The sequence below is a fragment of the Pantoea sp. R13S299 genome, assembly GCF_048515925.1.
In the GTDB taxonomy this organism is placed as follows: Bacteria; Pseudomonadota; Gammaproteobacteria; order Enterobacterales; family Enterobacteriaceae; genus Pantoea.
In genome coordinates this window covers 61,206-87,012 of sequence record NZ_JBLYEF010000006.1, presented here as the reverse complement: position 1 = coordinate 87,012, position 25,807 = coordinate 61,206, and the positions used below count along the sequence as shown (strand labels likewise).

General features: G+C 55.9%; 19 protein-coding genes. 14 read left to right on the top strand and 5 right to left on the bottom strand.

Annotation, left to right across the window (positions count from 1 at the left end; all coding sequences use genetic code 11):
• The first annotated feature begins 46 nt into the window (after nt 1-46).
• The 3 genes from hmsP to ACN1CO_RS20850 all read left to right on the top strand — a co-directional run bounded on the left by hmsP (nt 47) and on the right by ACN1CO_RS20850 (nt 5,305).
• The gene (hmsP, locus tag ACN1CO_RS20860; protein ID WP_419140517.1) at nt 47-2,053 is read left to right on the top strand and encodes a biofilm formation regulator HmsP; all 2,007 of its coding nucleotides are present in this window, start codon (nt 47-49) and stop codon (nt 2,051-2,053) included.
• A 225-nt stretch (nt 2,054-2,278) separates the two neighbouring features.
• A complete protein-coding gene (locus ACN1CO_RS20855; protein WP_419140516.1) occupies nt 2,279-3,568 on the top strand; it encodes a dicarboxylate/amino acid:cation symporter in 1,290 nt (429 codons plus the stop codon).
• Nucleotides 3,569-3,814: 246 nt separating this feature from the next.
• The gene (locus tag ACN1CO_RS20850) at nt 3,815-5,305 is read left to right on the top strand and encodes a M16 family metallopeptidase (protein ID WP_419140515.1); all 1,491 of its coding nucleotides are present in this window, start codon (nt 3,815-3,817) and stop codon (nt 5,303-5,305) included.
• 2 nt (nt 5,306-5,307) lie between these two features.
• On the opposite strand, the gene ACN1CO_RS20845 is transcribed toward ACN1CO_RS20850, so the two are convergent.
• Nucleotides 5,308-6,180, bottom strand: a complete 873-nt coding sequence (locus tag ACN1CO_RS20845) for an alpha/beta hydrolase (protein ID WP_013359660.1) — start codon at nt 6,178-6,180, stop codon at nt 5,308-5,310.
• Between the two features lie 482 nt (nt 6,181-6,662).
• Here ACN1CO_RS20845 and msbA point away from each other — a divergent pair, with 482 nt between their 5' ends.
• Entirely contained in the window at nt 6,663-8,420 is a 1,758-nt protein-coding gene (gene msbA, locus ACN1CO_RS20840; protein ID WP_419140514.1) for a lipid A ABC transporter ATP-binding protein/permease MsbA, read from the top strand.
• 97 nt (nt 8,421-8,517) lie between these two features.
• Here msbA and ACN1CO_RS20835 read toward each other — a convergent pair whose 3' ends face one another.
• Complete coding sequence (locus ACN1CO_RS20835; RefSeq protein WP_419140513.1) at nt 8,518-9,450, bottom strand: sugar kinase; 933 nt, start codon at nt 9,448-9,450, stop codon at nt 8,518-8,520.
• A 282-nt stretch (nt 9,451-9,732) separates the two neighbouring features.
• On the opposite strand from ACN1CO_RS20835, the gene pdeH reads away from it, so the two are divergent.
• Nucleotides 9,733-10,506, top strand: coding sequence for a cyclic-guanylate-specific phosphodiesterase (pdeH, locus tag ACN1CO_RS20830; RefSeq protein ID WP_419140626.1), 774 nt, complete (start codon nt 9,733-9,735; stop codon nt 10,504-10,506).
• A gap of 63 nt (nt 10,507-10,569) precedes the next feature.
• Nucleotides 10,570-12,630 (top strand): AsmA family protein, encoded by a 2,061-nt coding sequence (locus ACN1CO_RS20825; RefSeq protein WP_419140512.1) that lies wholly within the window; start codon nt 10,570-10,572, stop codon nt 12,628-12,630.
• Here ACN1CO_RS20825 and ppiC read toward each other — a convergent pair whose 3' ends face one another.
• Entirely contained in the window at nt 12,631-12,912 is a 282-nt protein-coding gene (gene ppiC, locus ACN1CO_RS20820; RefSeq protein WP_010257386.1) for a peptidylprolyl isomerase PpiC, read from the bottom strand.
• Between the two features lie 75 nt (nt 12,913-12,987).
• Between ppiC and rep the strand changes: the two genes are divergently transcribed.
• The gene (gene rep / locus ACN1CO_RS20815) at nt 12,988-15,009 is read left to right on the top strand and encodes a DNA helicase Rep (protein ID WP_419140511.1); all 2,022 of its coding nucleotides are present in this window, start codon (nt 12,988-12,990) and stop codon (nt 15,007-15,009) included.
• A gap of 43 nt (nt 15,010-15,052) precedes the next feature.
• Here rep and gppA read toward each other — a convergent pair whose 3' ends face one another.
• Nucleotides 15,053-16,537 carry a guanosine-5'-triphosphate,3'-diphosphate diphosphatase gene (gppA, locus tag ACN1CO_RS20810; RefSeq protein WP_419140510.1) on the bottom strand — a complete coding sequence of 495 codons (1,485 nt, stop codon included), beginning with the start codon at nt 16,535-16,537 and terminating at the stop codon, nt 15,053-15,055.
• A gap of 6 nt (nt 16,538-16,543) precedes the next feature.
• The gene (gene rhlB / locus ACN1CO_RS20805) at nt 16,544-17,836 is read right to left on the bottom strand and encodes an ATP-dependent RNA helicase RhlB (protein ID WP_090966423.1); all 1,293 of its coding nucleotides are present in this window, start codon (nt 17,834-17,836) and stop codon (nt 16,544-16,546) included.
• A gap of 117 nt (nt 17,837-17,953) precedes the next feature.
• Between rhlB and trxA the strand changes: the two genes are divergently transcribed.
• The 7 genes from trxA (at nt 17,954) to rffG (ending at nt 25,801) form a co-directional block, all read left to right on the top strand.
• Complete coding sequence (trxA, locus tag ACN1CO_RS20800; protein ID WP_003851963.1) at nt 17,954-18,286, top strand: thioredoxin TrxA; 333 nt, start codon at nt 17,954-17,956, stop codon at nt 18,284-18,286.
• 351 nt (nt 18,287-18,637) lie between these two features.
• Complete coding sequence (gene rho, locus ACN1CO_RS20795; RefSeq protein ID WP_003851960.1) at nt 18,638-19,897, top strand: transcription termination factor Rho; 1,260 nt, start codon at nt 18,638-18,640, stop codon at nt 19,895-19,897.
• A 280-nt stretch (nt 19,898-20,177) separates the two neighbouring features.
• Complete coding sequence (gene wecA, locus ACN1CO_RS20790; RefSeq protein WP_419140509.1) at nt 20,178-21,257, top strand: UDP-N-acetylglucosamine--undecaprenyl-phosphate N-acetylglucosaminephosphotransferase; 1,080 nt, start codon at nt 20,178-20,180, stop codon at nt 21,255-21,257.
• 30 nt (nt 21,258-21,287) lie between these two features.
• Nucleotides 21,288-22,337, top strand: a complete 1,050-nt coding sequence (gene wzzE, locus ACN1CO_RS20785; protein WP_419140508.1) for an ECA polysaccharide chain length modulation protein — start codon at nt 21,288-21,290, stop codon at nt 22,335-22,337.
• Between the two features lie 10 nt (nt 22,338-22,347).
• Complete coding sequence (gene wecB, locus ACN1CO_RS20780; RefSeq protein ID WP_419140625.1) at nt 22,348-23,478, top strand: non-hydrolyzing UDP-N-acetylglucosamine 2-epimerase; 1,131 nt, start codon at nt 22,348-22,350, stop codon at nt 23,476-23,478.
• The gene (gene wecC / locus ACN1CO_RS20775) at nt 23,475-24,734 is read left to right on the top strand and encodes a UDP-N-acetyl-D-mannosamine dehydrogenase (RefSeq protein ID WP_419140507.1); all 1,260 of its coding nucleotides are present in this window, start codon (nt 23,475-23,477) and stop codon (nt 24,732-24,734) included. The genes wecB and wecC overlap by 4 nt, the downstream gene beginning before the upstream one ends.
• Nucleotides 24,731-25,801, top strand: a complete 1,071-nt coding sequence (gene rffG, locus ACN1CO_RS20770; RefSeq protein ID WP_419140506.1) for a dTDP-glucose 4,6-dehydratase — start codon at nt 24,731-24,733, stop codon at nt 25,799-25,801. Before wecC ends, rffG begins: the two co-directional genes overlap by 4 nt.
• The last annotated feature ends 6 nt before the right edge of the window (nt 25,802-25,807 follow it).

The following is a 25,807-nucleotide window of genomic DNA, read 5'->3' as shown; positions in this document are numbered from 1 at the left end:
GTACTGTCTGCTATCTGGGCTTTTTTCATCGTCAGGAGAGAATTTTTTGCGCGTAAGCCGGTCACTTACGATAAAGCAGATGGCGACAGTTTCGCTGGTTGCGGTTATCACCATCAGTATCTTTATCGTCATCCAACTGTTTCATTTTGTGCAGCAGCGCAGGATTGACTACGCCCAGCAGATGGAAAATATCGCGCACACTGTCCGTCAGCCGCTGTCGGAAGCGGTGCTGCGTGCCGATATTCCTCAGGCCGAACGCATTCTTCACTCACTGAAACCGGCCGGTATTTTATCGCGCGCCGATGTGGTGCTGCCGAATGCGTTCCAGGCACTGCATGCCGACTTCGAGGTGGAAAAACCGGTGCCGCGTCTGATCGCACGCCTGTTTGAACTGCCGGTGCAGATTACCTTGCCGCTCTATTCGGTCGAAAACACCGGGATGCCGAAGCCGCTGGCTTATCTGGTGTTGCAGGCTAACTCGACGCGCGTCTACCAGTTTATCCTCAGCACGCTCTCGACCATGATCATCACCTATCTGCTGCTGGCGCTGATCCTCTCAGTGGCGATCAGCTGGTGCATCAACCGGCTGGTGGTGCATCCGCTGCGCAATCTCTCCCGCGAGCTGCAGGAGCTGCCACCGCAGGCGATTCTGACGCATAAACTGTCGCTGCCGCAGAGCCACCGCGATGACGAAATCGGCATGCTGGTGCGCAGCTACAACCGCAATCAGCAGGTGCTGGAGTCGATACATGACGAGATGAGCCGGCTGACCACCCATTTTCCCGTCACCGATCTGCCCAATCGCACCCTGTTTCTGGCGCTGGTCGAACAGTTCATGTGTCACCCTGAACAGCCACTAGGCCTGATGGTGATCCGCGTTGAAACGTTGCAGGAAGCTAACGGCGTACTGAGTGATGAGCAGCGCGATACGCTGATGCTGACGCTGGTGGAGAAGATCCGGCATACCCTGGATGACCATACTCTGCTGGCGCAGACCGGGACCAGCGACTTTGTTCTGTTAATGAAGCGCGCCAGTACTCCGTTCCGTGCGCTGCGTCTGGCGCGCAACCTGATGATTCGCCTGAATCAGCCGGTTAATCTGCATCAGCTGCAGCTGCGTCCTAACCTCAGCATCGGTCTGGCGCTGCGCGACGATCAGCCGCTGAGCGCGAATGAGCTGCTTGACCGCGCGACCTCCGCGATGATGTCGGCCCGTCATCAGGGTAAAAATCAGATTCTGTTCTTTGACGCCGCGCTGACCGAACGCGCGCAGAAGCGTCTGACACAGGAGCATGACATCCTGCAGGGGCTGCACGATGAGCAGTTCGCCCTCTATCTGCAACCGCAGGTGGATATGCGCACCGGCGCGTTAACCGGCGCGGAAGCGCTGCTGCGGATGCGCCAGCCAGATGGCAGTTATGGGCTGACCGAAGAGTTTATTGCCAGCGCCGAAGAGATTGGCGTGATCAGCGCGATTGGCCGCTGGGTGTTTGAAGAGGCGTGCCGCATTCTGGCAGGCTGGCAGCGACAGGGCATTATGCTGCCGCTGAGTGTGAATATTTCCGCTGTGCAACTGCGGGATACCGGGGTGGTCTCCCATCTGCAATCCCTGCTGACGCGCCACCGCATCGCACCCGACACGCTGGTGCTGGAAGTGACAGAAACGGCTCAGCTTGAAAATGCGGAACAGGCGATGTCGATACTGCGGCTGTTGCAGCAGACCGGCGTCGCCGTGGCGCTGGATGACTTTGGCATGGGCTACTCCAACCTGAACTATCTGCATCAGCTGAAAGCGTTGCCGGTCAATAAGCTGAAGATGGATCGTAGCTTCGTGGCAGCGCTGCCGCATGACGACACCATGGTCCGCATCGTGGCGGCCATCGCCGAGATTATCCATCTGGAAGTGATTGCCGAAGGGGTGGAAACCGCGGAGCAGCGCGACTGGCTGCTGGCGCGCGGCATCGCTATCGGACAGGGCTATCTGTACGCGGAAGCCCTGCCTCTGACCCGATTTAATCAGGACTGGATTGAAAACTCCTCACTGCCGCAATAATTGCCTGATTCATTGATTTTGCGAGAATTTTAGTTACAAAACCCCTTGCTGAAGCGTTTCAGTTCAGAAATACGATCCCAGGGTTTCCTGGGCGTTTGTCACCCTGTATTAATCACGTAAACAGAGTGTTATTTTCGGGTTACTGTCAGGGGCTGCCTGTGTTGCCTGACAGTCACAATAACGAATCCGACAACATCACCTCACGGCGTTAGTGGACACCTGTTTATGAAAACCTCACTTTTTAAAAGCCTTTATTTCCAGGTGCTGATGGCGATTGGCATCGGCGTTTTGTTAGGCCATTTTTACCCAGAAATAGGGACTCAGATGAAGCCTCTGGGAGATGCCTTTGTTAAGTTAATCAAGATGATTATCGCCCCGGTCATTTTCTGTACCGTGGTGACCGGCATCGCTGGCATGGAAAGCATGAAAGCGGTAGGACGGACCGGCGCGGTTGCGCTGCTCTATTTTGAAATTGTCAGCACCATCGCGCTGATTATCGGCCTGATCGTGGTGAACGTGGTACAGCCAGGTGCCGGGATGAACGTTGATCCTGCCACGCTGGATGCCAAAGCCGTGGCGATGTACGCCCAGCAGGCAGAACAGCAGGGTATTGTCGCTTTCCTGCTGGATATTATCCCCAACAGCGTGATTGGTGCCTTTGCCAGCGGCAACATTCTGCAGGTACTGCTGTTTGCCATTCTGTTTGGTTTTGCTCTGCATCGTCTGGGTAACACCGGCACGCTGATTTTCAACGTGATTGAAAATTTCTCAAAAGTGATTTTCGGCATCATCAACATGATCATGCGTCTGGCTCCGATCGGGGCATTTGGCGCAATGGCCTTCACTATCGGTAAGTATGGCGTGGGTTCACTGGTGCAACTCGGCCAGCTGATTATCTGCTTCTACATCACCTGTATTCTGTTTGTGGTGATTGTGCTGGGGCTGATTGCGCGTCTGTTCGCCGGATTCAGCATCTTTAAGTTCATCGCCTATATCAAAGAAGAGCTGCTGATTGTGCTGGGGACGTCCTCTTCCGAGTCTGCGCTGCCGCGCATGCTGGATAAGATGGAGAAGCTGGGCTGTAAGAAATCGGTGGTCGGGCTGGTGATTCCCACTGGTTACTCCTTTAACCTCGACGGCACCTCGATTTACCTGACCATGGCAGCGGTATTTATCGCTCAGGCGACCAACGCCCACATGGATATCTTCCATCAGATTACGCTGCTGGTGGTGCTGCTGCTCTCTTCCAAGGGTGCGGCGGGGGTAACCGGAAGCGGATTCATCGTGCTGGCGGCGACGCTCTCTGCGGTGGGACATCTGCCGGTGGCGGGTCTGGCGCTGATTCTCGGTATTGACCGCTTTATGTCCGAAGCCCGTGCGCTGACTAACCTGATCGGTAACGGTGTGGCGACGGTGGTGGTGGCGAAGTGGGTTGACCAGCTGGATCATAAACAGCTGACCGATACGCTGGCAGGCCGGAATAAGGAGAATAAAGCGTCTGAATCTTCAATTTAATCATTGAATTTCACTTAAATCTCCACAAATGCCCGCTGTCGCTTGCCCTGACAGCGGGCATTTGCATAATAAACCCCACTTGTTTTTTTTGACGTTTTTCACTTCGTTACGCGACATCCTGCGCTTCCTGTGGTCAAACACTTTGTTGTTGGATAACAGCGCGATTCGGCGCCAGCCGATTCGTTAATAACAGCGGCAATATGCGCCAGTGATAACGATATTTGAATTATTTGAGTAGGGGTTCACATGCAGGGCACCAGAATTCGGCTTTTGGTTGGTGGATTAGTGCTGGCAGGCAGCTTTGGTCTCCAGGCAGAGACGCTGCAACCGGATCCGGCCTGGCAGGAAGGCAAGCTGGATAATGGATTTAATTGGCAGTTACTGGCCACACCGCAACGTCCCAGCGATCGCATTGAACTGCGACTGGTGGTGAATACCGGTTCGCTGGTGGAAAGTGCGCAACAGACCGGCTTCAGTCATCTGCTGCCGCGCCTGGCGATGGTGCATAATACCGCGCTCGATAACAATCAGCAGCGCGCGCTATGGCAACAGGCGATGGATCCTCAGCATCCGCTGCCGCCCGTCATCACCTCCTATGATTCCACCCAATATAATCTGAGTCTGCCGAATAACCGCCCCGAGCTGTTGAAAGAAGCGCTGAACTGGCTGGCGGCCACGGCGGGCAATATGGCGATCACGGAGCAGGTGGTTAACACCGCGCTGGCCGCCTCCGATCCGGTGGCGACCTGGCCGAAAGATTCCCAGGATGTCTGGTGGCGTTACCGCCTGAAAGGCTCCGCGCTGCTGGCGCACGATCCCGCTGCACAACCGCGTGCGCCGGTCGATTTAACTCAGCTCAACGATTTTTATCATCAGTGGTACACCCCGGATGCGATGACGCTCTACGTGGTAGGGAATGTCGACAGCCGCAACCTCTCTGAGCAGATCAACAAAACCTTCTCGGCCTTAACCGGCAAACGCGAAACGCCTGCGCCACTGCCGACGCTGTCGCCGCTGCCGCATGAGCCGGTGAATCTTGTCAGCAGCAACATGACGCAGGATCGTCTCTCGCTGGTGTGGGATACGCCGTGGCAGCCGATTCGTGACTCCCAGAATCTGCAGCGTTACTGGCAGGGCGACCTGGCCCGTGAAGCGCTGTTCTGGCATGTCCAGCGTGCGCTCAGCGACAGCAAGGCGCAGGGCATCCAGGTCGGATTTGATTGCCGCGTGCTTTATCAGCGTGCGCAGTGCTCGATCAACATGGATGGACGCAACGAAAATCTGGCGCAGAACATGAACCTGGTGGCGCGTGAGCTGGCGAACGTGCGTGATAAAGGCATTCCGCAGGAGGAGTTTGATGCGCTGATGGCGCAGAAGCTGCTGGAGCTGAACAAGCTATTTACCACTTATGCCCGCACCGATACCGATGTGCTGATGAGCCAGCGCCTGCGATCTCAGCAGAACGCCGTGGTCGATATTGCACCTGAGCAGTATCAGAAACTGCGTCAGACGTTCCTGGCCGGCCTGACCCGTGAACAGCTGAACCAGGAGCTGCGCCAGCAGCTGACGCAGGAACTGATGATGGTTCTGATTCAGCCGGAAGGCGAAGCGGAAACCAACGTGAAGAGCCTGCAAAATAGCTGGGAAAAAGTGATGTCACCGCCAGCGGCACCGGCGACCAGCAATGAAGCCAGTCCACCGGATAGCAACGTCAAAGACGTTCCGCCAGCCGCTTAACGTCAGGTTTTTGCCCTGAGCCACTCGGTCACTAACATCGGCCAGCTGGCGAGGGGCAAATCTGCCACGCCACGGATACCAAATCCGTGCCCGCCTTTCTGATAGAAATGCACCTCAGCCGGAACCTTATGCTCACGCAGCGCGCCAAAAAACGCCATGCTGTGATTCACGGAGACATCATCATCGTCGGCGGCGTGGATCAACAGCGTCGGCGGTACCAGCGGATGAACACGCGTTTCCATTGAATAGGCTTCAATAGTTTTCTGATCCGGCCACGCACCCAGCAGTCGGGTTCTGGCACCTTCATGGGCAATGCCATCACGCATGCTGATCAGCGGATAGACCAGTACCATCGCATCCGGACGCGGCGAGAAGTTCTCTGCGCCATCCTGCACCGGATAGAGTTTCTCTGCGAAACGCGTTCCCAGACTGGCTGCCACGTGGCCACCCGCCGAAAAGCCCATCATCACGATGTATTTACCGTTCAGACCACGCTGTGCCCGATCACGCAGGACGCGAACCGCACGCTGCGCATCGGCCAGCGGCGCATCAGGGCCTTCGTGATGCCCGTCATAGGGCAGGCGATAGGTCATGACCGCCAGCGTGTAACCCATCGACGTAAAGAAGGTCGCCAGAGCGCTGCCTTCACGATCGATCATCACGCGCTGATAACCACCGCCCGGTGCGACCAGCAGGGTAATCCCGTTTGATTCGACCGGATGCCAGATCGCCATCTCCGGGCAACGAACGCCGGTCGCTGCGCGATCGTAAGGTTCATACTCTTTTGCCATATCGACGATCTGCGGCTCTGCGCGTGAATCGCTGGCGCCTGGCGCATCACCGTGTGGCCAGATATTAATAATTTCTGTGTGCATAAATAGATCCTGATGCGGGGAATATTTTAATTGTTTTGTTCGCGGCCGGAGAGAACAGCGTCCTGCTGTCTTTTGATTAAAAGATGGTCTTTTTTCAGGCAATCGTCCATCCGAAAAGGGCGAATCTGACCAGATTCGGACTATGCCTGGTGGTGGATCTGTTTGTATAACTGATTAATTTTAATAAACAAATTATAAGAGAGGTTGAAGAGGATTGCCGCACGACGCGCGTTATTAACCACTAATTTACAGCTTAAGGTAAATGGCTGGCACGGCCCGCTTTATTAGCCGCAATTTACCGGATATCGCGCTGTCTGCTGTTAAGACGACATAATGATTTTAGCGCCAGGGCGACACCCGCTTCGCTTCAGGGGCTTAAGTGCCAGTCTCATTTGGGAGTGATCAGCGCCGGGCAGTTTCCTGTTGGTTGATGAGGTTTAACATAAGATCAGCCGTTCATTCACAACGGTAAGATGCATTCCATGTTTAATACCGATCTCTCTACCAGACAAACCTTTGGTCGCCTGTGGCCGATGATCTCTCCCTTCAGACTGGGACTGCTGGCCGCGGGTGTTGCTCTGATCGTCAACGCGGCCATAGACCCGTTTATGCTGACGTTACTGAAGACGCTGCTGGACGATGTTATTGGCAGGAAAAATCCCGGTATTCTGGTCTGGATGCCGCTGGTGATTATCGGGCTGATTCTGATCCGCGGCGTCAGCGGTTATATCTCCAGTTACTGCATCTCCTGGGTGTCAGGCAAAGTGGTGATGGCCCTGCGCTGTCGCCTGTTCCGTCATCTGATGGGCATGCCGGTGGCGTTTTTCGATCAGCAATCTACCGGCACGCTGCTTTCCCGCATCAGCTACGACTGCGAACAGGTTGCTTCATCCTCGTCAGGTTCGCTGGTGACGGTGGTGCGTGAAGGGGCCTCCATTCTTGGTCTGTTTGTGCTGATGTTCTACTACAGCTGGCAGCTTTCCCTGATCCTGCTGGTGCTGGCACCGATTGTGTCGCTGGCGATCCGCATCGTCTCCCGGCGCTTTCGCAGCATCAGCAAAAATATGCAGAACACCATGGGGCAGGTGACTTCTCATGCTGAGCAGATGCTGAAAGGGCATAAAGAGGTGCTGATGTTCGGCGGCCAGCAGGTCGAGACCTCCCGCTTCGAACAGGTCAGCAACAAAATGCGTCGTCAGGGGATGAAAATGGTCTCGGCGACCTCGCTCTCCGATCCGATTATTCAGCTGCTCGCCTCCTCGGCACTCGCCTTTGTGCTCTATGCGGCCAGTTTCCCCTCGGTGATGGCCACGCTGACCGCAGGCTCCATCAGTGCGGTGTTTTCCGCCATGCTGATGCTGATGCGTCCGCTAAAATCACTGACCAACGTCAATGCCCAGTTCCAGCGCGGCATGGCCGCCTGTCAGACGCTGTTCGCCATCCTGGATACGGAACAGGAGAAAGATGACGGCACCCGGGTCATTGAGCGTGCCACCGGCAATATTGAATTTCGCGATGTCACCTTTACCTATCCGGGCGCGGAAACGCCTGCGCTGCAGCATATCAATCTGACGATTCCCGCCGGTAAAACGGTGGCGCTGGTGGGCCGTTCCGGTTCGGGGAAATCGACCCTCGCCAGCCTGCTGACGCGTTTTTACGACATCGACAGCGGCGAAATTCTGCTGGATGGGCATGACCTGCGTAATTACACCCTGGCCTCGCTGCGCGAGCAGGTCGCGCTGGTCTCTCAGCATGTTCACCTGTTCAACGACACGGTCGCCAACAACATTGCCTATGCCCGCACCGACGTCTTCAGCCGTGAGGCGATCGAAAAGGCGGCGCAGATGGCCCATGCCATGGAATTCATTAATAAAATGGATAACGGGCTGGATACGGTGATTGGGGAAAATGGAGTGCTGTTGTCGGGTGGACAGCGCCAGCGCATCGCGATTGCCCGCGCCCTGCTGCGCGACAGTCCGATCCTGATCCTCGACGAAGCGACCTCAGCTCTGGACACCGAATCTGAACGCGCCATTCAGTCTGCGCTGGAGACGCTGCAGCAGGACCGCACCACGCTGATCATCGCTCACCGGCTCTCAACCATTGAAAAGGCCGATGAAATTCTGCTGGTAGAAGATGGGAAGATTGTGGAGCGCGGCTCGCATCAGCAACTGCTGCAAAAGAACGGCGCTTATGCGCGGCTCTATCAGATGCAGTTCAGTCAGCCGCTTTGTGGGTAAGAGGTATGAATGCCAAAAGCTAAAAAATGCGCCTCTGGGCGCATTTTTCGTCATCTATATTCTCAGATAGATCTTCACGACGCTAACTGCTGCAGCATCAGTCTGGCATTGCCTCTGCCGGAATAATCGCGCCGCGATGCTGAATCACGGTGCTGGCAGTCAGGTGTCCGCGCTGCGCGGCGGCCTCAGCTGAGGCACCCGTCAGACGGCGCGCCAGATACCCGGCACTGAATGAATCACCGGCGGCAGTGGTATCGATCACCTTCTCTTTCGCCAGACGTACCGCAGGCACGTCAATCAGCGGCGCATCGCCGGTGACCACCAGACAGGAATCGGCACCGCGCTTAATCACGATTTCGCTGGCTCCCGCCTGACGGGTTCGCGCGATAACCGCTTCCAGCGGCTCTTCACCCCACAGCAGATGCTCATCATCCAGTGTCAGGAAGGCGATATCGGTACAGTTCAGCATGGCGCGATACGCAGACTGCGCACTGGCGCGATCGGCCCAAAGCCGGGGACGGTAATTGTTATCAAAAATCACCTTGCCACCATTAGCCCGGCACTGGGTCAGCAGCCCCATCAGCTTCTCACGGCTGGCAGACGGCAGAATCGCCAGACTGATGCCGCTAAGGTAGAGATAATCGTAGTGGGATAGCTGTTCCGCTATCTCCGCAGATTGCGGGCTATCGAGCCAGTAACGCGCAGCGGCGTCGCTGCGCCAGTACCAGAAAGTACGCTCGCCATCGGCATCCGTTTCAATCACATACAGGCCAGGCATCTTATTATCAAGGCGCTGAATCAGGTCCGTATTCACCTTCTCCTGCTGCCAGGCGGCGATCATCTGCTCGCTGAACGAATCCGTTCCCAGCGCAGTGACATAATCGACCCGCAACTGCTGCTCATCAACCTGGCGGGCAAGGTAAACCGCCGTATTAAGCGTATCGCCGCCAAAGCCCCGTTTAATGTTCTCACCTTTCTCGGACAGCTCAATCATGCATTCGCCGATAATGGCGATTTTCTTCTGCGTCATGGTTTAAGACCTGTAGTGAAATATCGCCCTAGTTTCGCGTCTGGTATGGCAGTCGTCAAATGATTTTAAAACGCCGTTTTAATTTAACTTAAGGTCAGAAATAGCCCCAATCTGGCGGATAAGAGCGGCTAACATCGGCCTGTTCAGCCGATTATATTAGCGGAACGGCTGGTAAAATCGCCGTTTCATATCGCCAGGTCGTTCATCTCTCTATCACAGGCACATTTGATAATCGTTGCAGCCACCCGTTTTGGAGGGCTTGTTACCAACCAGGAAAATAGCATAGTGATGGAGAGTATTAGCCAATGGCTGCCGTCTTCAACCGACCTTAATCTCCACACGGAAACTCCGCTCTTCTGGCAACAATGTCATCGACGCTATCGGTTTCAGCCGATCTATCGGGTGACAGGTCGATTGCTCGCCATTGAACTGCTGACCGCCGTTTATCATCCCATGGCGCCGGAACGCAATCTCTCGCCTGAAGCCTGGTTTGGCGGACTCGACATCGCTCAGCGCCTGAATGTCGTGTATGAGCAGCTTGAACTGCTCGCCGAGTGGAGCGCATTTTTTAAGCGCCATGATGTGGTCGCCTCGGTCAACATCGACGGTCCCTCACTGCTCGCCATTCAGCACCGACCCGCTATCCGTCGCCTCATTGCCGGCCTGCCCTGGATACGCTTTGAACTCACCGAGCATCATGCGCTGCCGCAGGAGGAGAAAGTGGCGAAAATACCTGAACTCGGGCCGTTGTGGCTGGATGACTTCGGCTCAGGTATGGCGAATTTCTCGGCGTTGACCGAACTGAAATATGATTACATCAAGCTGTCGCGCGACCTGTTTACTATGCTGGGTACAACCGATGAAGGACGCAGCCTCTTTTCGATGTTGCTGGCGCTGATCAATCGCTACTGCAACGGCGTCATTGTTGAAGGCGTAGAGACAGAAGCGCAGTGGCAACAGGTCAAAGCGTCGCCCGCTATTGCTGCGCAGGGCTACTACTTTTCGCGTCCGCTCCCCTTTTCTGAATTGAATCATCTTACTATCCAGTTTCCCTGATGCCGTTGCCCGTGGTCTCGACTATCTTTAACGCAGACCGTGAATGTGCAAGGAGAAAGCGTAATGTCGCGTACCGGGAAAATAGTCAGCTGGGTAGCAGGAATTCTGGTGTTGTTGATCGTGGTGATTATCGTCGTCATCGCGACCTTTGACTGGAATCGCCTGAAGCCCACCATCAATCAAAAAGTCTCAACCGAGTTAAACCGTCCCTTTGCGATACGCGGGGATCTGGGCATCGACTGGGCACGAAATCGCGACGAGGCAGGCTGGCGGCGCTGGGTGCCGTGGCCGCAGATCCATGCGGAAGACATCATGCTGGGTAATCCGCCTGACATTTCTGACGTCACCATGGTGCATCTGCAGCGTGTCGACGCCACTCTGTCACCGCTGTCGCTGCTGCATAAAGAACTCTTCATCCCGTGGATTAAGCTGCAGCGCCCTGATGCGCGACTGATCCAGACCGCCGATAAAAAGAACAACTGGACCTTTACCCTTGCTGATAGCGGCAAGGATGATAAGAATGCCGCGCCATCGGCCTGGTCCTTCCGTCTGGATAATATTCTGTTCGATCAGGGCCAGATTCGTTATCGCGACGCCATTAATCGCGCTGATGTCACGGTGCAGGTCAATCCGCTGGGTAAACCGGTGCCGTATACGCAGATTGCCGGAGGCGATGACCAGCAGAAGGGCGCAGGCGACTTCGTCTTTGGCTGGAAGGCCAGCGGCACCTATAACAACGAGAAACTCACTGGCGACGGTAAGATTGGCGGCATGCTGTCGCTGCGCAGCCAGAACACGCCGTTCCCGATTCAGGCCGATGTGCACAACGGCAGCACGCGCGTTCAGGTGACCGGCGGTCTGCAGGATCCGATGAACCTCGGCGGGCTGAATGTGCGACTGCGCTTCTCGGGCGACACGCTGGCGAACCTCTATGGGCTGACCGGCGTCCTGCTGCCTGACACACCGCCTTATGAAACTGACGGCCATCTGATTGCCAAATTCAATGGCGAAAAGGGCGCGGTTTACCGCTATGAGAAATTCAACGGCCACATTGGCGACAGCGATATTCATGGCTCGCTGATTTATAGCCAGGTCAAACCCCGCCCGACACTTAGCGGCGAAATGACCTCTGAGCAGCTGCGCATGGCCGATCTGGGGCCGCTGATTGGCGTGGACTCTGGTAAAGGCAGCGAAAAAACGGCGCAGGCCAAAGCCCGTCGCGGTGAGAAATCGAATCAGCCTGCCGACCGCGTGCTGCCACACGATAAATTCGAGACCAAAAACTGGGATGTGATGGATGCCGACGTGAAGTTCAGCGGCAAACGGATCGAACACAGCAATTCACTGCCGTTAAGCGATCTCTATACTCACTTACAGATGAAAAACGGCGATCTGCTGCTGGACCCGCTGCGCTTTGGTGTGGCAGGCGGCAATCTCAACAGCACTATCCGGCTGGAGGGCGATCACTCGCCGATGCGCGGTCGGGTTGACCTTCATGTCCGTAAGCTGCAGCTGCGTCAGCTCTTCCCGACGGTGGAGGCGATGAAAAACAGTCGTGGCCAGCTCAATGGCGATGCCAGCTTTACCGGCACCGGTAACTCCGTGGCCGACCTGCTGGCAACCAGTAACGGGCAACTTAAGCTACTGATGAATGATGGCCTGATCAGCCGCAGCCTGATGGAAATTGCCGGGCTCAACGTCGGTAACTACGTGGTGGGCAAACTGTTTGGCGATGACCAGGTGCGCATCAACTGCGCCGCGACCGATCTTAAACTGCAGAACGGTGTGGCGACGCCAAACCTGTTCGTGTTTGATACCGAGAACGCGATTATCAATGTGTCCGGTAACGCGAACTTCGCCAGTGAGCGGCTGGATCTCTCAGTGAATCCGGAGAGTAAAGGCATCCGCATCGTGACGCTGCGTTCCCCGCTTTACGTGCGCGGCACCTTCAAAAATCCTGATGCGGGCGTGAAAGCGGGACCCCTGCTGGCGCGTGGTGCGGCTTCCGTGGCGCTGGGCGCGGTAGTAGGTCCGGCGGCGGCGCTGCTGGCACTGATCTCCCCAAGTGATAACGAAGACAACCAGTGCAGCACCGTCCTTCAGCAGATGAAGCAGAAGAAGTAATTAGTTGCGGTAGAGCACTTTGATAATGTGATAACCAAAGCCGGTCTTTACCGGCCCGTAAGGCGTCAGCAGCGGGCAGGTAAAGACCGCTTTATCGAAGGCTGGCACCATCTGTCCCTGACGGAATTCGCCCAGATCGCCGCCATTCCGGCCGGATGGACAGGTTGAGTGCTTCTTTGCCAGTTGCTGGAAATTGCCGCCTTTCGCCAGTTTTGCCAGAATCTCTTTTGCCAGCGCTTCCTCTTTGACGAGGATGTGTAAAGCCGCCGCGGTTTTCGCCATGTTGGTATCTCTGTTGTGTATAATTGCCGCCCAGTATAAACCCCTTTCTTTTGATTCAATCAGGCGATTTCTCCTATGCGTTTAAACCCCAGCCAACAACGTGCCGTCGAATTTGTTACCGGTCCCTGTCTGGTGCTGGCGGGCGCGGGATCGGGCAAAACCCGCGTGATTACCAATAAAATCGCCCACCTTATTCGTGAATGCGGCTATCAGGCGCGCCATATCGCTGCGGTGACCTTTACCAATAAGGCCTCGCGCGAAATGAAAGAGCGAGTGGCGCAGACGCTGGGCCGCAAAGAGGCGCGTGGCCTGCTGATCTCGACCTTCCATACGCTGGGACTGGAGATCATTAAACGCGAAACCGCGGCGCTGGGCATGAAGTCCAACTTCTCGCTGTTCGACGATCAGGATCAGCTCGCCCTGCTGAAAGAGCTGACCAAAGAGTGGCTGGAAGAGGATAAGACGCTGCTACAGCAACTCATCTCCACTATCTCAAACTGGAAAAATGATCTGATCGATCCGCAGGGCGCCGCCGCGCTGGCGCGCTCGCAGCAGGATAATATTTTTGCCCACTGCTACGCCCTCTACAGCCAGCATCTGAAGTCGTGCAACGTGCTCGATTTCGACGACCTGATCCTGCTGCCGACGCTGCTGCTGCAGCGTAATCAGGAGGTGCGCGAACGCTGGCAGCAGCGTATTCGCTATCTGCTGGTGGATGAGTATCAGGACACCAACACCAGCCAGTATGAGCTGGTTAAGCTGCTGGTTGGCGCACGGGCGCGCTTCACGGTGGTCGGCGACGATGATCAGTCCATCTACTCCTGGCGTGGCGCGCGGCCGCAGAATCTGGTGCTGCTGAATCAGGATTTCCCGGCGCTGGAGGTGGTGAAGCTGGAGCAGAACTACCGCTCTTCGCAACGCATCCTGAAAGCGGCGAATATCCTGATTGCCAATAACCCGCACGTGTTTGAGAAACGGCTGTTTTCGGAACTGGGGCAGGGCAGCGAGCTGAAAGTGCTGACCGCTAACAGCGAAGAGCACGAAGCAGAGCGGGTGACTGGCGAACTGATCGCGCATCACTTTATCAACAAAACGCAGTACAAAGATTACGCGATTCTCTATCGCGGCAACCATCAGTCACGGACCTTCGAAAAGTTTCTGATGCAGAACCGCATCCCTTATCGCATCTCTGGCGGCACCTCGTTCTTCTCCCGGCCGGAGATCAAGGATCTGCTCGCCTATCTGCGCGTGCTGACCAATCCTGAGGATGACAGCGCGTTTCTGCGCATCGTCAATACGCCGCGCCGCGAGATTGGCCCGGCCACGCTGCAGAAGCTCGGTGAGTGGGCCAACCTGCGCAGCAAGAGCCTGTTCAACGCCAGTTTCGATGTCGGCCTGGGGCAGACGCTGAGCGGCCGTGGTCTGGAGCATCTGCAGCGCTTCACCCACTGGCTGAATGAGATTATCCAGCTGACCGAACGGGAGCCGGTGAACGCGGTGCGTGACCTGATTCGCGGCATCGACTACGAAAGCTGGCTGTTCGAAACCTCCGGCAGTCCGAAAGCCGCCGAAATGCGGATGAAGAACGTCAACACGCTGTTTCAGTGGATGACTGAAATGCTGGAAGGCAGCGATATCGATGAGCCGATGACGCTGGCGCAGGTGGTGACGCGCTTTACCCTGCGCGACATGATGGAGCGCGGTGAAAGCGATGAAGAGCTGGATCAGGTGCAACTAATGACGCTGCACGCCTCTAAAGGGCTGGAGTTCCCCTATGTCTTCCTGGTGGGCATGGAAGAGGGACTGTTGCCGCATCAGAGCAGCATCGATGAGAACAACATCGAAGAGGAGCGTCGCCTGGCCTACGTGGGGATCACAAGGGCGCAGAAAGAGCTGACCTTTACCCTGTGTCGCGAACGGCGGCAATATGGCGAATTAGTCCGGCCGGAACCGAGCCGTTTTCTGCTGGAGCTGCCGCAGGACGATCTGCAATGGGAAACCGAGCGCAAAGTGGTCAGTGCGGAAGAACGGATGAAAACCGGGCAGAGCCGGGTCGCAGGTCTGAGAGCGATGCTGGATAAGGCGAAAAAGAGTTAAACCCGTGTAGGAGGCGAAGGAGATTCGCCTCACGCGCGTGCCATTACGACAGGGTTAACAACCAGTGGACGTAAGACTGATAGTGGCTTTCCTGCTCCAGCAGTTCGCTGCGCAGCGGATGCGCCTCCAGCCAGCCTGCGGGCAGGGTCAGATGCAGGGCATCGTCGTCTGCCTGAAGCCGCACAGCAGGAAGCGTGTCGTCGCGACGGCGGGTAGAGAAAATAATCGCCAGCCGCAGCAGACGGCACATCCGTTCCGCCAGACGCGGCGGCAGGGCATTTTGCTGCGTCAGTAACGCCAGGTCGATGCTGCCGCTCTGGTTTTGCAGTAAACAGGCCAGCAGCTTCTTCTGCGCCGGTGTGAAGCCGGGAAGGTCGAGGTGACGCACCAGATACGCCGCGTGCTGCGGCGCATGACGGAAGTCGACGCTCAGGCCGATTTCATGGATCGCACAGGCGCTGAGCAGCAGCTCACGACAGCGCTGATCCAGCTTCCACGGCGTGGAAACCTGACGGAAAAAACTTTCTGCCAGCTGACGCACGCGGTCTGCCTGTTCGACATCGATGCTGAAACGACGCTGGACGTTGTGCAGCGTGCGGGTCCGGATATCGCGGTCAATGGGCAGATGCAGCATGCCGTAGACCAGTCCTTCACGCAGAGCACCGCCCGCCAGCGTCATGCTATCGATGCTGAGCTCCTGGAAGATGGCGATCAGGATCGACAGGCCGCTGGGGAACACCAGTGCCCGTTCCAGCGTCAGCCCTTCGATTTCCAGCTCTTCCAGTTTGCCGCACTGAATGGCGCGCTGTTTCAGCTGCTGCAGTTTATTCAGCGTGATGCGCTCATCCATGCCCTGCGCCACCATGATCTCCTGCAGAGCCTGAACCGTGCCGGATGCCCCGACACAGGCCTGCCAGCCCTGCTCACGCAGTTGCGCGGCAACGGGCTGGATCATCTCACGCGCCGCCAGCTCGGCCTGGTCAAAGTTCTCTTTTGCCAGGTGACGATCGCTGAAGAAGCGCTCCAGCCAGGTCACACAGCCCATCGACAGGCTGAACAACACCGAGGCGTGCGAACCATCGCCGGTCGCCAGTTCGGTGCTGCCGCCGCCGATATCGACCACTAAACGCTGGTCGGAACCGCCGGTGGTGTGGGCCACACCCTGATAAATCAGGCGCGCCTCTTCTTCACCGCTGATGACGTTGATGGTACAGCCGAGAATCTGTTGAGCCGTGTCGAGGAAGGTCTGCGCATTGGCAGCCAGACGCAGCGTGGCAGTCGCCACCACGCGGATCTGATCGGGGGGAATATCCTGCAGTTGTTCAGAGAACAGTCTGAGGCATTGCCAGCCACGCGACATCGCATCAGCTGACAACAGGTTATTTTTATCCAGACCGGCAGCAAGGCGAACCTTGCGCTTAATTTTTGCGACGGTCTGAATACTGCCAGAGACCTCGCGCACCACCAACATATGAAAGCTGTTAGACCCTAAATCAATCGCTGCATAAAGTGACGATGCGCTTAGCATGGTGCCCTAACCTGAACGTTTACGGTTGTTATTGCGTGGAGCACCGCGACGATTGGCGTTATTTCCCCCGCGACGCGGGCCACTGCCGGTACGGCTGCGCTGCAGACGCTTAGGCGGCGGCAAATCGGTTAACAACGCTTCACTGCTGTACTTGCTGACCGGAATGCTGTGGCCAATGTACTCTTCAATCGACGGCAGGTTCAGCGCGTACTCTTCACAGGCCAGGCTGATAGAGTGTCCGCTGGCACCCGCACGACCGGTACGGCCAATACGGTGAACGTAATCTTCACAGTCGTCTGGCAGATCGTAGTTGAATACGTGAGTCACAGCCGGGATGTGCAGACCACGAGCCGCAACATCGGTCGCGACCAGAATATCCACATCGCCTTTGGTGAAGTCATCCAGAATGCGCAGGCGCTTCTTCTGAGCCACATCGCCGGTCAGCAGGCCAACACGGTGTCCGTCCGCAGCCAGGTGGCCCCAGACATCTTCACAGCGGTGCTTGGTGTTAGCGAAGATAATGGCGCGATCGGGCCACTCTTCTTCCAGCAGGGTCTGCAGCAGGCGCATTTTCTCTTCGTTAGACGGATAGAAAAGCTCTTCCTGAATGCGATGGCCGGTTTTCTGCTCCGGTTCCACTTCCACATATTCAGCACTGTTCATGTGCTCAAACGCCAGTTCACGGACGCGGTAGGAGAGGGTAGCTGAGAACAGCATGCTCAGACGCTGGGTTGCCGGCGGCATACGACGGAACAGCCAGCGGATATCTTTAATAAAGCCGAGATCGAACATGCGATCGGCTTCGTCCAGCACCATGACCTGAATGGCACCGAGATTAACGTGATTCTGCTTCGCGTAGTCGATCAGGCGACCGGTGGTGGCCACCAGAATATCAACGCCCTGCTCCAGCACTTTCAGCTGTTTGTCATATCCGTCTCCGCCATAGGCGAGACCCAGTTTCAGGCCGGTTGAGGCGGTAAGGGGTTCTGCATCTGCATGAATCTGCACAGCAAGTTCACGCGTCGGCGCAAGAATTAATGCCCGTGGCTGGTTAACCTGACGACCTTCCGCCGCAGGATGAGAGAGAAGATGATGAAACGTTGACGTCAGAAACGCCATCGTTTTGCCGGTACCGGTTTGCGCCTGGCCTGCAACATCACGCCCTGAAAGCGTAAAAGGCAGAGCTAACGCCTGAATCGGCGTGCAGTATTGAAAGCCTTTAGTATCAAGGGCTTCCACCACTTTTGGGTGCAGGGCGAAGTCGGAAAACTTCTGTTCAGTTAAGTGTGTTTTGCTCATAGTGTGGTAGAATATCAGCTTACTATCGCTTTACGAAAGCGTATCCGATGAAATAAAGTCAACCAACATTGGTATATTTTACGCCAATTCGCCAGGCATAATCTTGTGGAGTAAAACATGAGCAGCGATAAAATCGTTCATCTGACTGATGACAGTTTCGACACCGACGTGCTGAAAGCCGACGGCGTTACACTGGTAGATTTCTGGGCTGAATGGTGTGGTCCTTGCAAAATGATCGCGCCAATCCTTGATGAAGTTGCAGAAGAGTATGATGGCAAGCTGACCATCGCTAAGCTGAATATTGATGATAACCCAGGCACGGCACCGAAGTATGGCATTCGTGGTATCCCGACGCTGCTGCTGTTTAAAAATGGCGAAGTCGCCGCGACCAAAGTGGGCGCGCTGTCTAAAGGCCAGCTGAAAGAGTTCCTGAACGCCAATCTGGCGTAATTCAGGACTGAACGTCTGGCAGTGGTGAATTTATCTCCTGCTGCTGGACGTTCACTTTCAGGCATGCTAAGTTACCAACACTGCATTACGAACTTACCTTGTAGTTAGCATCTAAAGTTTTCCCTTGTTGAACCCTGTCGCCCTGTACCTTATAAAGATAGAACGGTTCAGCAATCTTACGGTTAGCTCCAACTCTGGCATTACATTCGGACATCTCCCTGCATACCGATCGCCATTCCATACGATGATCGTCGGGAAGAGCCGAAAAGAGCCATTAACGGCATGGATTAGTTGCCATACCACTCACGACAAACATTCCGAGTATTACCCCGAGTTTAAGAACCCATCACTATGAATCTTACCGAATTAAAGAATACGCCGGTTGCTGAGCTGATTACTCTCGGCGAAAATATGGGACTGGAAAACCAGGCTCGTATGCGCAAGCAGGACATTATCTTTTCAATCCTGAAGCAGCACGCAAAAAGCGGCGAAGACATCTTCGGTGATGGCGTGCTGGAGATCCTTCAGGATGGATTTGGATTCCTCCGTTCCGGAGACAGCTCCTACCTCGCCGGTCCTGATGATATCTACGTTTCCCCCAGCCAGATTCGCCGCTTCAACCTCCGCACAGGTGACACCATCTCTGGCAAAATCCGTCCACCAAAAGAAGGTGAACGTTATTTTGCGCTGCTGAAAGTTAACGAAGTTAACTACGACAAGCCGGAAAACGCGCGTAACAAGATTCTGTTCGAAAACCTCACGCCGCTGCACGCAAATAAACGTCTGCGTATGGAGCGGGGTAATGGCTCAACGGAAGATTTAACTGCACGCGTACTCGATCTGGCTTCGCCAATCGGTCGTGGTCAGCGTGGTCTGATCGTAGCACCGCCGAAAGCCGGTAAAACCATGCTTCTGCAGAACATCGCGCAGAGCCTGGCGTATAACTACCCGGATTGCGTGCTGATGGTGCTGCTGATCGATGAGCGCCCGGAAGAAGTGACCGAGATGCAGCGTCTGGTGAAAGGCGAAGTTATCGCCTCAACCTTCGATGAGCCAGCTTCACGCCACGTTCAGGTTGCTGAAATGGTGATCGAGAAGGCCAAGCGTCTGGTTGAACATAAGAAAGATGTCATCATCCTGCTCGACTCAATCACACGTCTGGCACGTGCCTACAACACCGTGGTTCCTGCTTCAGGTAAAGTCCTGACCGGTGGTGTGGATGCCAACGCCCTGCATCGTCCAAAGCGTTTCTTTGGTGCTGCACGTAACGTGGAAGAGGGCGGTAGCCTGACCATCATCGCGACCGCGCTGGTTGATACCGGTTCGAAGATGGATGAAGTGATTTACGAAGAGTTTAAAGGTACCGGTAACATGGAACTGCATCTCGCCCGTAAAATTGCTGAAAAACGTGTCTTCCCGGCGATTGATTACAACCGCTCTGGTACACGTAAAGAAGAGCTGCTGACTTCCCAGGAAGAGCTGCAGAAGATGTGGATCCTGCGTAAGATTATTCACCCAATGGGCGAAATCGACGCAATGGAATTCCTCATCAACAAGCTGGCGATGACCAAAACCAATGATGAATTCTTCGACATGATGAAGCGTTCATAATCCGATACTGCCAGGCCGGACCACAGATCCGGCTTTTTTAGTCCAGATGCGCAGAAAATCGACCATACGCCACGTCTCAACGTGGCGTTTTTCATTTGTGAGCTATAGGATTGAACACTGGCAGGAGCATTTATAATGACTGTGGTAGTGATGGCGAATTTTTGACCGTTCGTCTGTCTCTTTATGCAGAATTCGGAATCCGATACAGCGATAAGCGCAATTTTTCGCGTATTGTTGTGCGGGATGTTAGCTGAGAGCGTTTAACGTGAATTTACTCACTATGAGTACTGAGCTTGGTTTAATTTTTCTCTTTTCCCTGGCTTTCCTCTTTTTTGCTCGAAAAGCAGCTAAAAAAATTGGTTTAGTTGATAAGCCTAACTCACGTAAACGCCATCATGGCGCGATTCCGTTGGTGGGCGGCATCTCTGTGTTCGCAGGTATCTGCTTCACGTTTGCCATTACCAACTATTACCTGCCACACGCGCTGCTCTATCTGGGCTGCGCCGGTGTTCTGGTGCTGGTTGGCGCACTGGATGACCGCTTCGATATCAGCGTTAAATTCCGCGCGGTCGTGCAGGCCATTGTCGCCCTGGTGATGATGTTTGGCGCAAAACTCTATCTGCTCAGCCTGGGCTTCATCGTCGGCCCCTTTGAGCTTATCGTCGGACCCTTCGGTTATGTGCTGACCCTGTTTGCCGTCTGGGCCGCAATCAACGCCTTTAATATGGTGGATGGGATCGACGGTCTGCTGGGCGGACTCTCCTCAGTCACCTTTGCCGCTATGGGCATCATCCTCTACTTCGACGGCCAGACCAGCCTTGCGATGTGGTGTTTTGCGATGATTGCCGCCACGCTGCCTTATATCCTGCTTAACCTCGGCTTCCTGGGTCGCCGCTTCAAAGTCTTTATGGGCGATGCCGGCAGCACCATGATCGGTTTCACCATTATCTGGATTCTGCTGGAAACGACGCAGGGTCTGAGCCATCCCATTACGCCTGTTACCGCCCTGTGGCTTATCGCCATTCCGCTGATGGATATGGTGGCGATTATGTATCGTCGCCTGCGTAAAGGCATGAGCCCGTTCTCGGCCGACCGCCAGCACATCCACCATCTGATTATGCGTGCCGGCTTTACCTCGCGTCAGGCCTTTGTGCTGATCACTGTTGCGGCGGCCATCCTCGCCGGTATCGGTGTGCTGGGTGAATATCTGGCGTTCATCCCGGAGTGGGTGATGCTGCTGCTGTTCCTGGGCGCGTTTATGGTTTACGGCTACTGCCTGAAACATGCGTGGCGCGTGGCGCGACGCGTGCGGCGCATCAAGCGTCGTCTGAGCCATTACCGCGAAGCAAAAAACAAATGAACCCGATGCTGATTAAAGGATAACCCTGCCATGCCTTCTGACGTTGTGGACAACGAACTGGATATTCGCGGCCTGAGCTGCCGTTTATGGCGTGGCAAGCGCTGGATTGTCGGGCTGGCGCTGCTGTTTGCTCTGGTCGCCTGGCTGGTCACGCTGCTGCTGAAACAGGTCTGGAGCACCACGGCGATCACCGATCGTCCGACGGTGAACATGCTGGGTTCTTACTATGCGCAGCAGCAGTTCCTGAACAATCTGGATGTGCGCAACAATGCCCTGACCCTGGCTGCGCCGTCACCGACGGTAATGGATCAGGTCTATCAGGAGTTCACCATGCAACTCGCCTCGTGGGATACGCGTCGTGAGTTCTGGCAGCAGACGGATTACTTCAAAAGTCGTAAAACCGGCAATGCGCATAACGATGCCGCGCTGCTCGACGATATGATCGGCAATATCCTGTTCACGCCCGCTGACGCGGCACATAACCTGCCCGATAACATCAAACTCAAGGCCGAAACCGCCGGCGACGCCAACAATCTGCTGCGTCAGTACATCGCCTACGCCAGTGAGCGCGCCGCGCGTCATCTCAACGATGAGTTAAAAGGGGCCTGGCGGGCACGTAGCGACCAGTTACAGGCGCAGGTGAAGCGTCAGGAAGATGTGGCTAACGCGGTATTCGAGCGTCAGCAGCACCGGCTGGAGCAGGCGCTGAAGATCGCCAGCCAGCAGGGCATCAATGAGAAGCAGACGCGTGAAGTGGGTGAAAACCTGGCGGACAGCGATCTGTTCCTTCTGGGCCAGCCAGTTTTACAGGGGCAGCTCGATACCCTGCGCGCCACCGGTCCGAGCTTTGATATCAGCTATGATCAGAACAGAGCAATGCTGACCACGCTGCAGACCGGGCCAAAACTGAACAGCAAGTTCCAGACCTACCGTTATCTGCGTACGCCGGAAGAGCCGGTATCACGTGACAGTCCGCGACGTCTGTTCATGATGATTATGTGGGGTGCCGTTGGGGCATTAACAGGCGCGGGAGTGGCGCTGGCACGTCGTCCGCGTCTGATGTCAGACACGCATGAGTGAGAGAAACAGTGTGAAAGTTCTGACGGTATTTGGTACTCGCCCCGAAGCGATTAAAATGGCGCCGCTGGTTCAGGCGCTATCGCAGGATCCCGCTTTTGAGTCGCGGCTGTGCGTCACCGCACAGCATCGCGAAATGCTCGATCAGGTGCTGCGTCTGTTCAAGCTGGAACCGGACTACGATCTCAATATTATGCGTCCTGAGCAGGGGCTGACCGAGATTACCTGCCGCATTTTAGAGGGGATGAAAACCGTCCTGCTCGACTTCAGACCGGACATCGTGCTGGTGCATGGCGATACCACCACGACGCTGGCGGCGAGCCTGGCGGCTTTCTATCAGCAAATTCCAGTGGGGCATGTGGAGGCCGGTCTGCGTACCGGCGATCTCGCCTCGCCGTGGCCGGAAGAGGGTAACCGCAAGCTTACCGGCCATCTTGCCCGTCTGCATTTCACGCCCACCTCGCAGTCGCGGCAGAACCTGTTGCAGGAAAATCTGCCCGACTCGCGCATCATTGTGACGGGTAATACGGTCATCGATGCGCTGCTGTGGGTTCGCGACAGGGTGCTGGATGACAGCAATCTGAACGCACAGCTGGCGGCGCGCTATCCGTTTCTCGAACCGGATAAGAAACTGGTGCTGGTCACCGGTCACCGCCGTGAAAGCTTTGGCGGCGGTTTTGAACGTATCTGCAGCGCGCTGGCGCAGATTGCCCGCCAGCATCCTGAGGCGCAGATTGTCTATCCGGTACACCTTAACCCCAATGTCAGCGAGCCGGTTAACCGGATACTCAGCGGCATTGAGAATATCATCCTGATTGAACCGCAGGAGTATCTGCCTTTTGTCTGGCTGATGAACCGCGCCTGGCTGATCCTTACTGATTCCGGCGGCATTCAGGAGGAAGCGCCTTCGCTGGGTAAACCGGTGCTGGTGATGCGTGATACCACCGAACGGCCCGAAGCGGTCGATGCCGGTACCGTCAAACTGGTCGGGACGGATATCGCCAGAATCGTGGCCAGTGTCAGCGAATTACTGAGCGATGACGAGGCCTGGCAGGCGATGAGCCACGCCCATAATCCGTATGGCGATGGCAAAGCCTGTGGTCGAATTTTACAAGCCTTAAAAGATAACAGAGCCGAATTATGAGTTTTGAAACCATCTCCGTGATTGGACTGGGATACATTGGGCTGCCGACGGCAGCCGTTTTTGCCTCAAAGGGAAAAAAAGTGGTGGGCGTGGATATCAACGCGCGCGCCGTTGAAACCATCAATCGTGGCGCGATTCACATCGTGGAACCCGATTTAGATCAGGTCGTGCATGCGGCCGTTACGCGTGGCGACCTGCGCGCCACCACTCAGCCTGAACCCGCCGACGCCTTTTTGATCGCCGTACCGACCCCGTTTAAAGATGAACATCAGCCCGACCTGCGCTTTGTGAAAGCCGCGGCGGAGTCGATCGCGCCGGTTCTGAAAAAGGGCGACCTGGTGATTCTGGAGTCGACCTCACCCGTGGGCAGCACCGAACAGATGGCCGACTGGCTGGCTGCGGCGCGTCCCGACCTGCGCTTTCCGCAGCACGGTGAGACGCCCGATATTTTTGTCTCTTACTGCCCGGAGCGCGTGCTGCCAGGCCAGGTGATGGTTGAGCTGATCAACAATGACCGGGTGATTGGCGGCATGACGCCCGCCTGTTCCGCGCGCGCCAGCGAACTCTATCGGCTGTTTTTAAAAGGCGAATGCGTTGAAACCAACGCCCGCACCGCCGAAATGTGCAAGCTGACAGAAAACAGCTTCCGTGACGTGAATATCGCCTTTGCCAATGAGCTGTCGCTGATTTGTGCCGATCAGGGCATTAACGTCTGGGAACTGATTGCGCTGGCGAATCGCCATCCGCGCGTCAACATTCTGCAGCCGGGTCCAGGCGTCGGGGGGCACTGTATCGCCGTCGATCCCTGGTTTATCGTGGCGCAGAATCCTGAATTAGCCCGCCTGATCCGCACCGCGCGCGAGGTGAATGACGCCAAGCCGCGGTGGGTGCTGGACCAGGTGAAAACCGCGCTGGCGGACTGTCTGACGCAGACCGGCAAGCGCGCCAGCGATATCACCATCGCCTGCTTTGGCCTGGCCTTTAAACCGAATATCGATGACCTGCGCGAAAGCCCGGCCGTCGGCGTGGCACAGAAAATTGCTGAGTGGCACAGCGGCAAGACCTGGGTAGTTGAACCCCATATTGAGCAGCTTGCGGAATCGCTGGCGGATAAAGCTGAGCTGGTCTCCTGCGAGCAGGCGCTGGCCCAGGCCGATATTCTGGTGATGCTGGTCGATCACCGCGCCTTCCGTGCCATTGATGCGGCCGACGTTCAGCAGAACTGGATTGTCGACACCAAAGGTGTGTGGCGATGAAGCGCTTTCTGATCACGGGCGGTGCCGGTTTTATCGGCTCGGCTCTGGTGCGCTTTCTGATCGCAGAAACCGAACATCAGGTCGTGGTGGTCGATAAACTCAGCTACGCCGGAAATCTGGCGTCGCTCGCCAGCGTGGCCGATTCGCCTCGCTTCTGTTTTGAGCAGGTCGACATCTGTGATCGTGCGGCGCTTGATCAGGTGTTTGCCCGTCATCAGCCAGACTGCGTGATGCATCTTGCGGCTGAAAGCCATGTTGATCGCTCGATTGACGGGCCGGTGGCCTTTATCGAGACCAATATTGTCGGGACCTGGCAGCTGCTGGAAGCCGCGCGTTTTTACTGGCAAAACCTGGATGACGCGCGCAAGACGGCCTTTCTATTCCACCATATCTCGACCGATGAAGTCTTTGGCGACCTGCATGACAGCCAGGCTTATTTCACCGAAACCACCCCTTATGCGCCAAGCAGTCCTTACGCTGCCAGCAAGGCCAGCAGCGACCATTTAGTGCGGGCCTGGCTGCGAACTTACGGTCTGCCCACGCTGGTCACCAACTGTTCAAATAACTACGGCCCCTGCCATTTCCCTGAGAAGCTGATCCCGCTGACCATCATCAATGCGCTGGCCGGTAAAGCCCTGCCGGTGTACGGCAACGGACAGCAGATTCGTGACTGGCTCTACGTTGAAGATCACGCCCGCGCACTCTATCAGGTTGTCAGTCAGGGTAAGCCAGGCGAAACCTATAATATTGGCGGCCATAACGAGCGTCGCAATATCGAGGTGGTCGAAACCCTCTGCAGCCTGCTTGAAGAGCTGGCCGCAGAGCAGAAACCTGCCGGGCTGGCGCATTACCGCGACCTGATTACCTATGTCACTGACCGGCCCGGTCACGATCAGCGCTACGCCATCGATGCCAGTAAAATTGCGCATGAACTTGGCTGGGTGCCGCAGGAAACCTTTGAAAGCGGCATGCGTAAAACCGTGGCATGGTATCTGGCTAATCCCACCTGGTGGCAGGCCATTCTGGATGGCCGCTATCAGGGCGAACGCCTCGGCTTATCGCAATAAATCCGT

Bases quoted from the DNA above. Each gene is read 5' to 3' on its own strand.
- ACN1CO_RS20855 (WP_419140516.1), top strand. From the start codon at position 2,279: ATGAAAACCTCACTTTTTAAAAGCCTTTATTTCCAGGTGCTGATGGCG.
- ACN1CO_RS20850 (WP_419140515.1), top strand. From the start codon at position 3,815: ATGCAGGGCACCAGAATTCGGCTTTTGGTTGGTGGATTAGTGCTGGCA.
- ACN1CO_RS20845 (WP_013359660.1), bottom strand. From the start codon at position 6,180: ATGCACACAGAAATTATTAATATCTGGCCACACGGTGATGCGCCAGGC.
- msbA (WP_419140514.1), top strand. From the start codon at position 6,663: ATGTTTAATACCGATCTCTCTACCAGACAAACCTTTGGTCGCCTGTGG.
- ACN1CO_RS20835 (WP_419140513.1), bottom strand. From the start codon at position 9,450: ATGACGCAGAAGAAAATCGCCATTATCGGCGAATGCATGATTGAGCTG.
- ACN1CO_RS20825 (WP_419140512.1), top strand. From the start codon at position 10,570: ATGTCGCGTACCGGGAAAATAGTCAGCTGGGTAGCAGGAATTCTGGTG.
- ppiC (WP_010257386.1), bottom strand. From the start codon at position 12,912: ATGGCGAAAACCGCGGCGGCTTTACACATCCTCGTCAAAGAGGAAGCG.
- rep (WP_419140511.1), top strand. From the start codon at position 12,988: ATGCGTTTAAACCCCAGCCAACAACGTGCCGTCGAATTTGTTACCGGT.
- gppA (WP_419140510.1), bottom strand. From the start codon at position 16,537: ATGCTAAGCGCATCGTCACTTTATGCAGCGATTGATTTAGGGTCTAAC.
- rhlB (WP_090966423.1), bottom strand. From the start codon at position 17,836: ATGAGCAAAACACACTTAACTGAACAGAAGTTTTCCGACTTCGCCCTG.
- trxA (WP_003851963.1), top strand. From the start codon at position 17,954: ATGAGCAGCGATAAAATCGTTCATCTGACTGATGACAGTTTCGACACC.
- rho (WP_003851960.1), top strand. From the start codon at position 18,638: ATGAATCTTACCGAATTAAAGAATACGCCGGTTGCTGAGCTGATTACT.
- wecA (WP_419140509.1), top strand. From the start codon at position 20,178: ATGAGTACTGAGCTTGGTTTAATTTTTCTCTTTTCCCTGGCTTTCCTC.
- wzzE (WP_419140508.1), top strand. From the start codon at position 21,288: ATGCCTTCTGACGTTGTGGACAACGAACTGGATATTCGCGGCCTGAGC.
- wecC (WP_419140507.1), top strand. From the start codon at position 23,475: ATGAGTTTTGAAACCATCTCCGTGATTGGACTGGGATACATTGGGCTG.
- rffG (WP_419140506.1), top strand. From the start codon at position 24,731: ATGAAGCGCTTTCTGATCACGGGCGGTGCCGGTTTTATCGGCTCGGCT.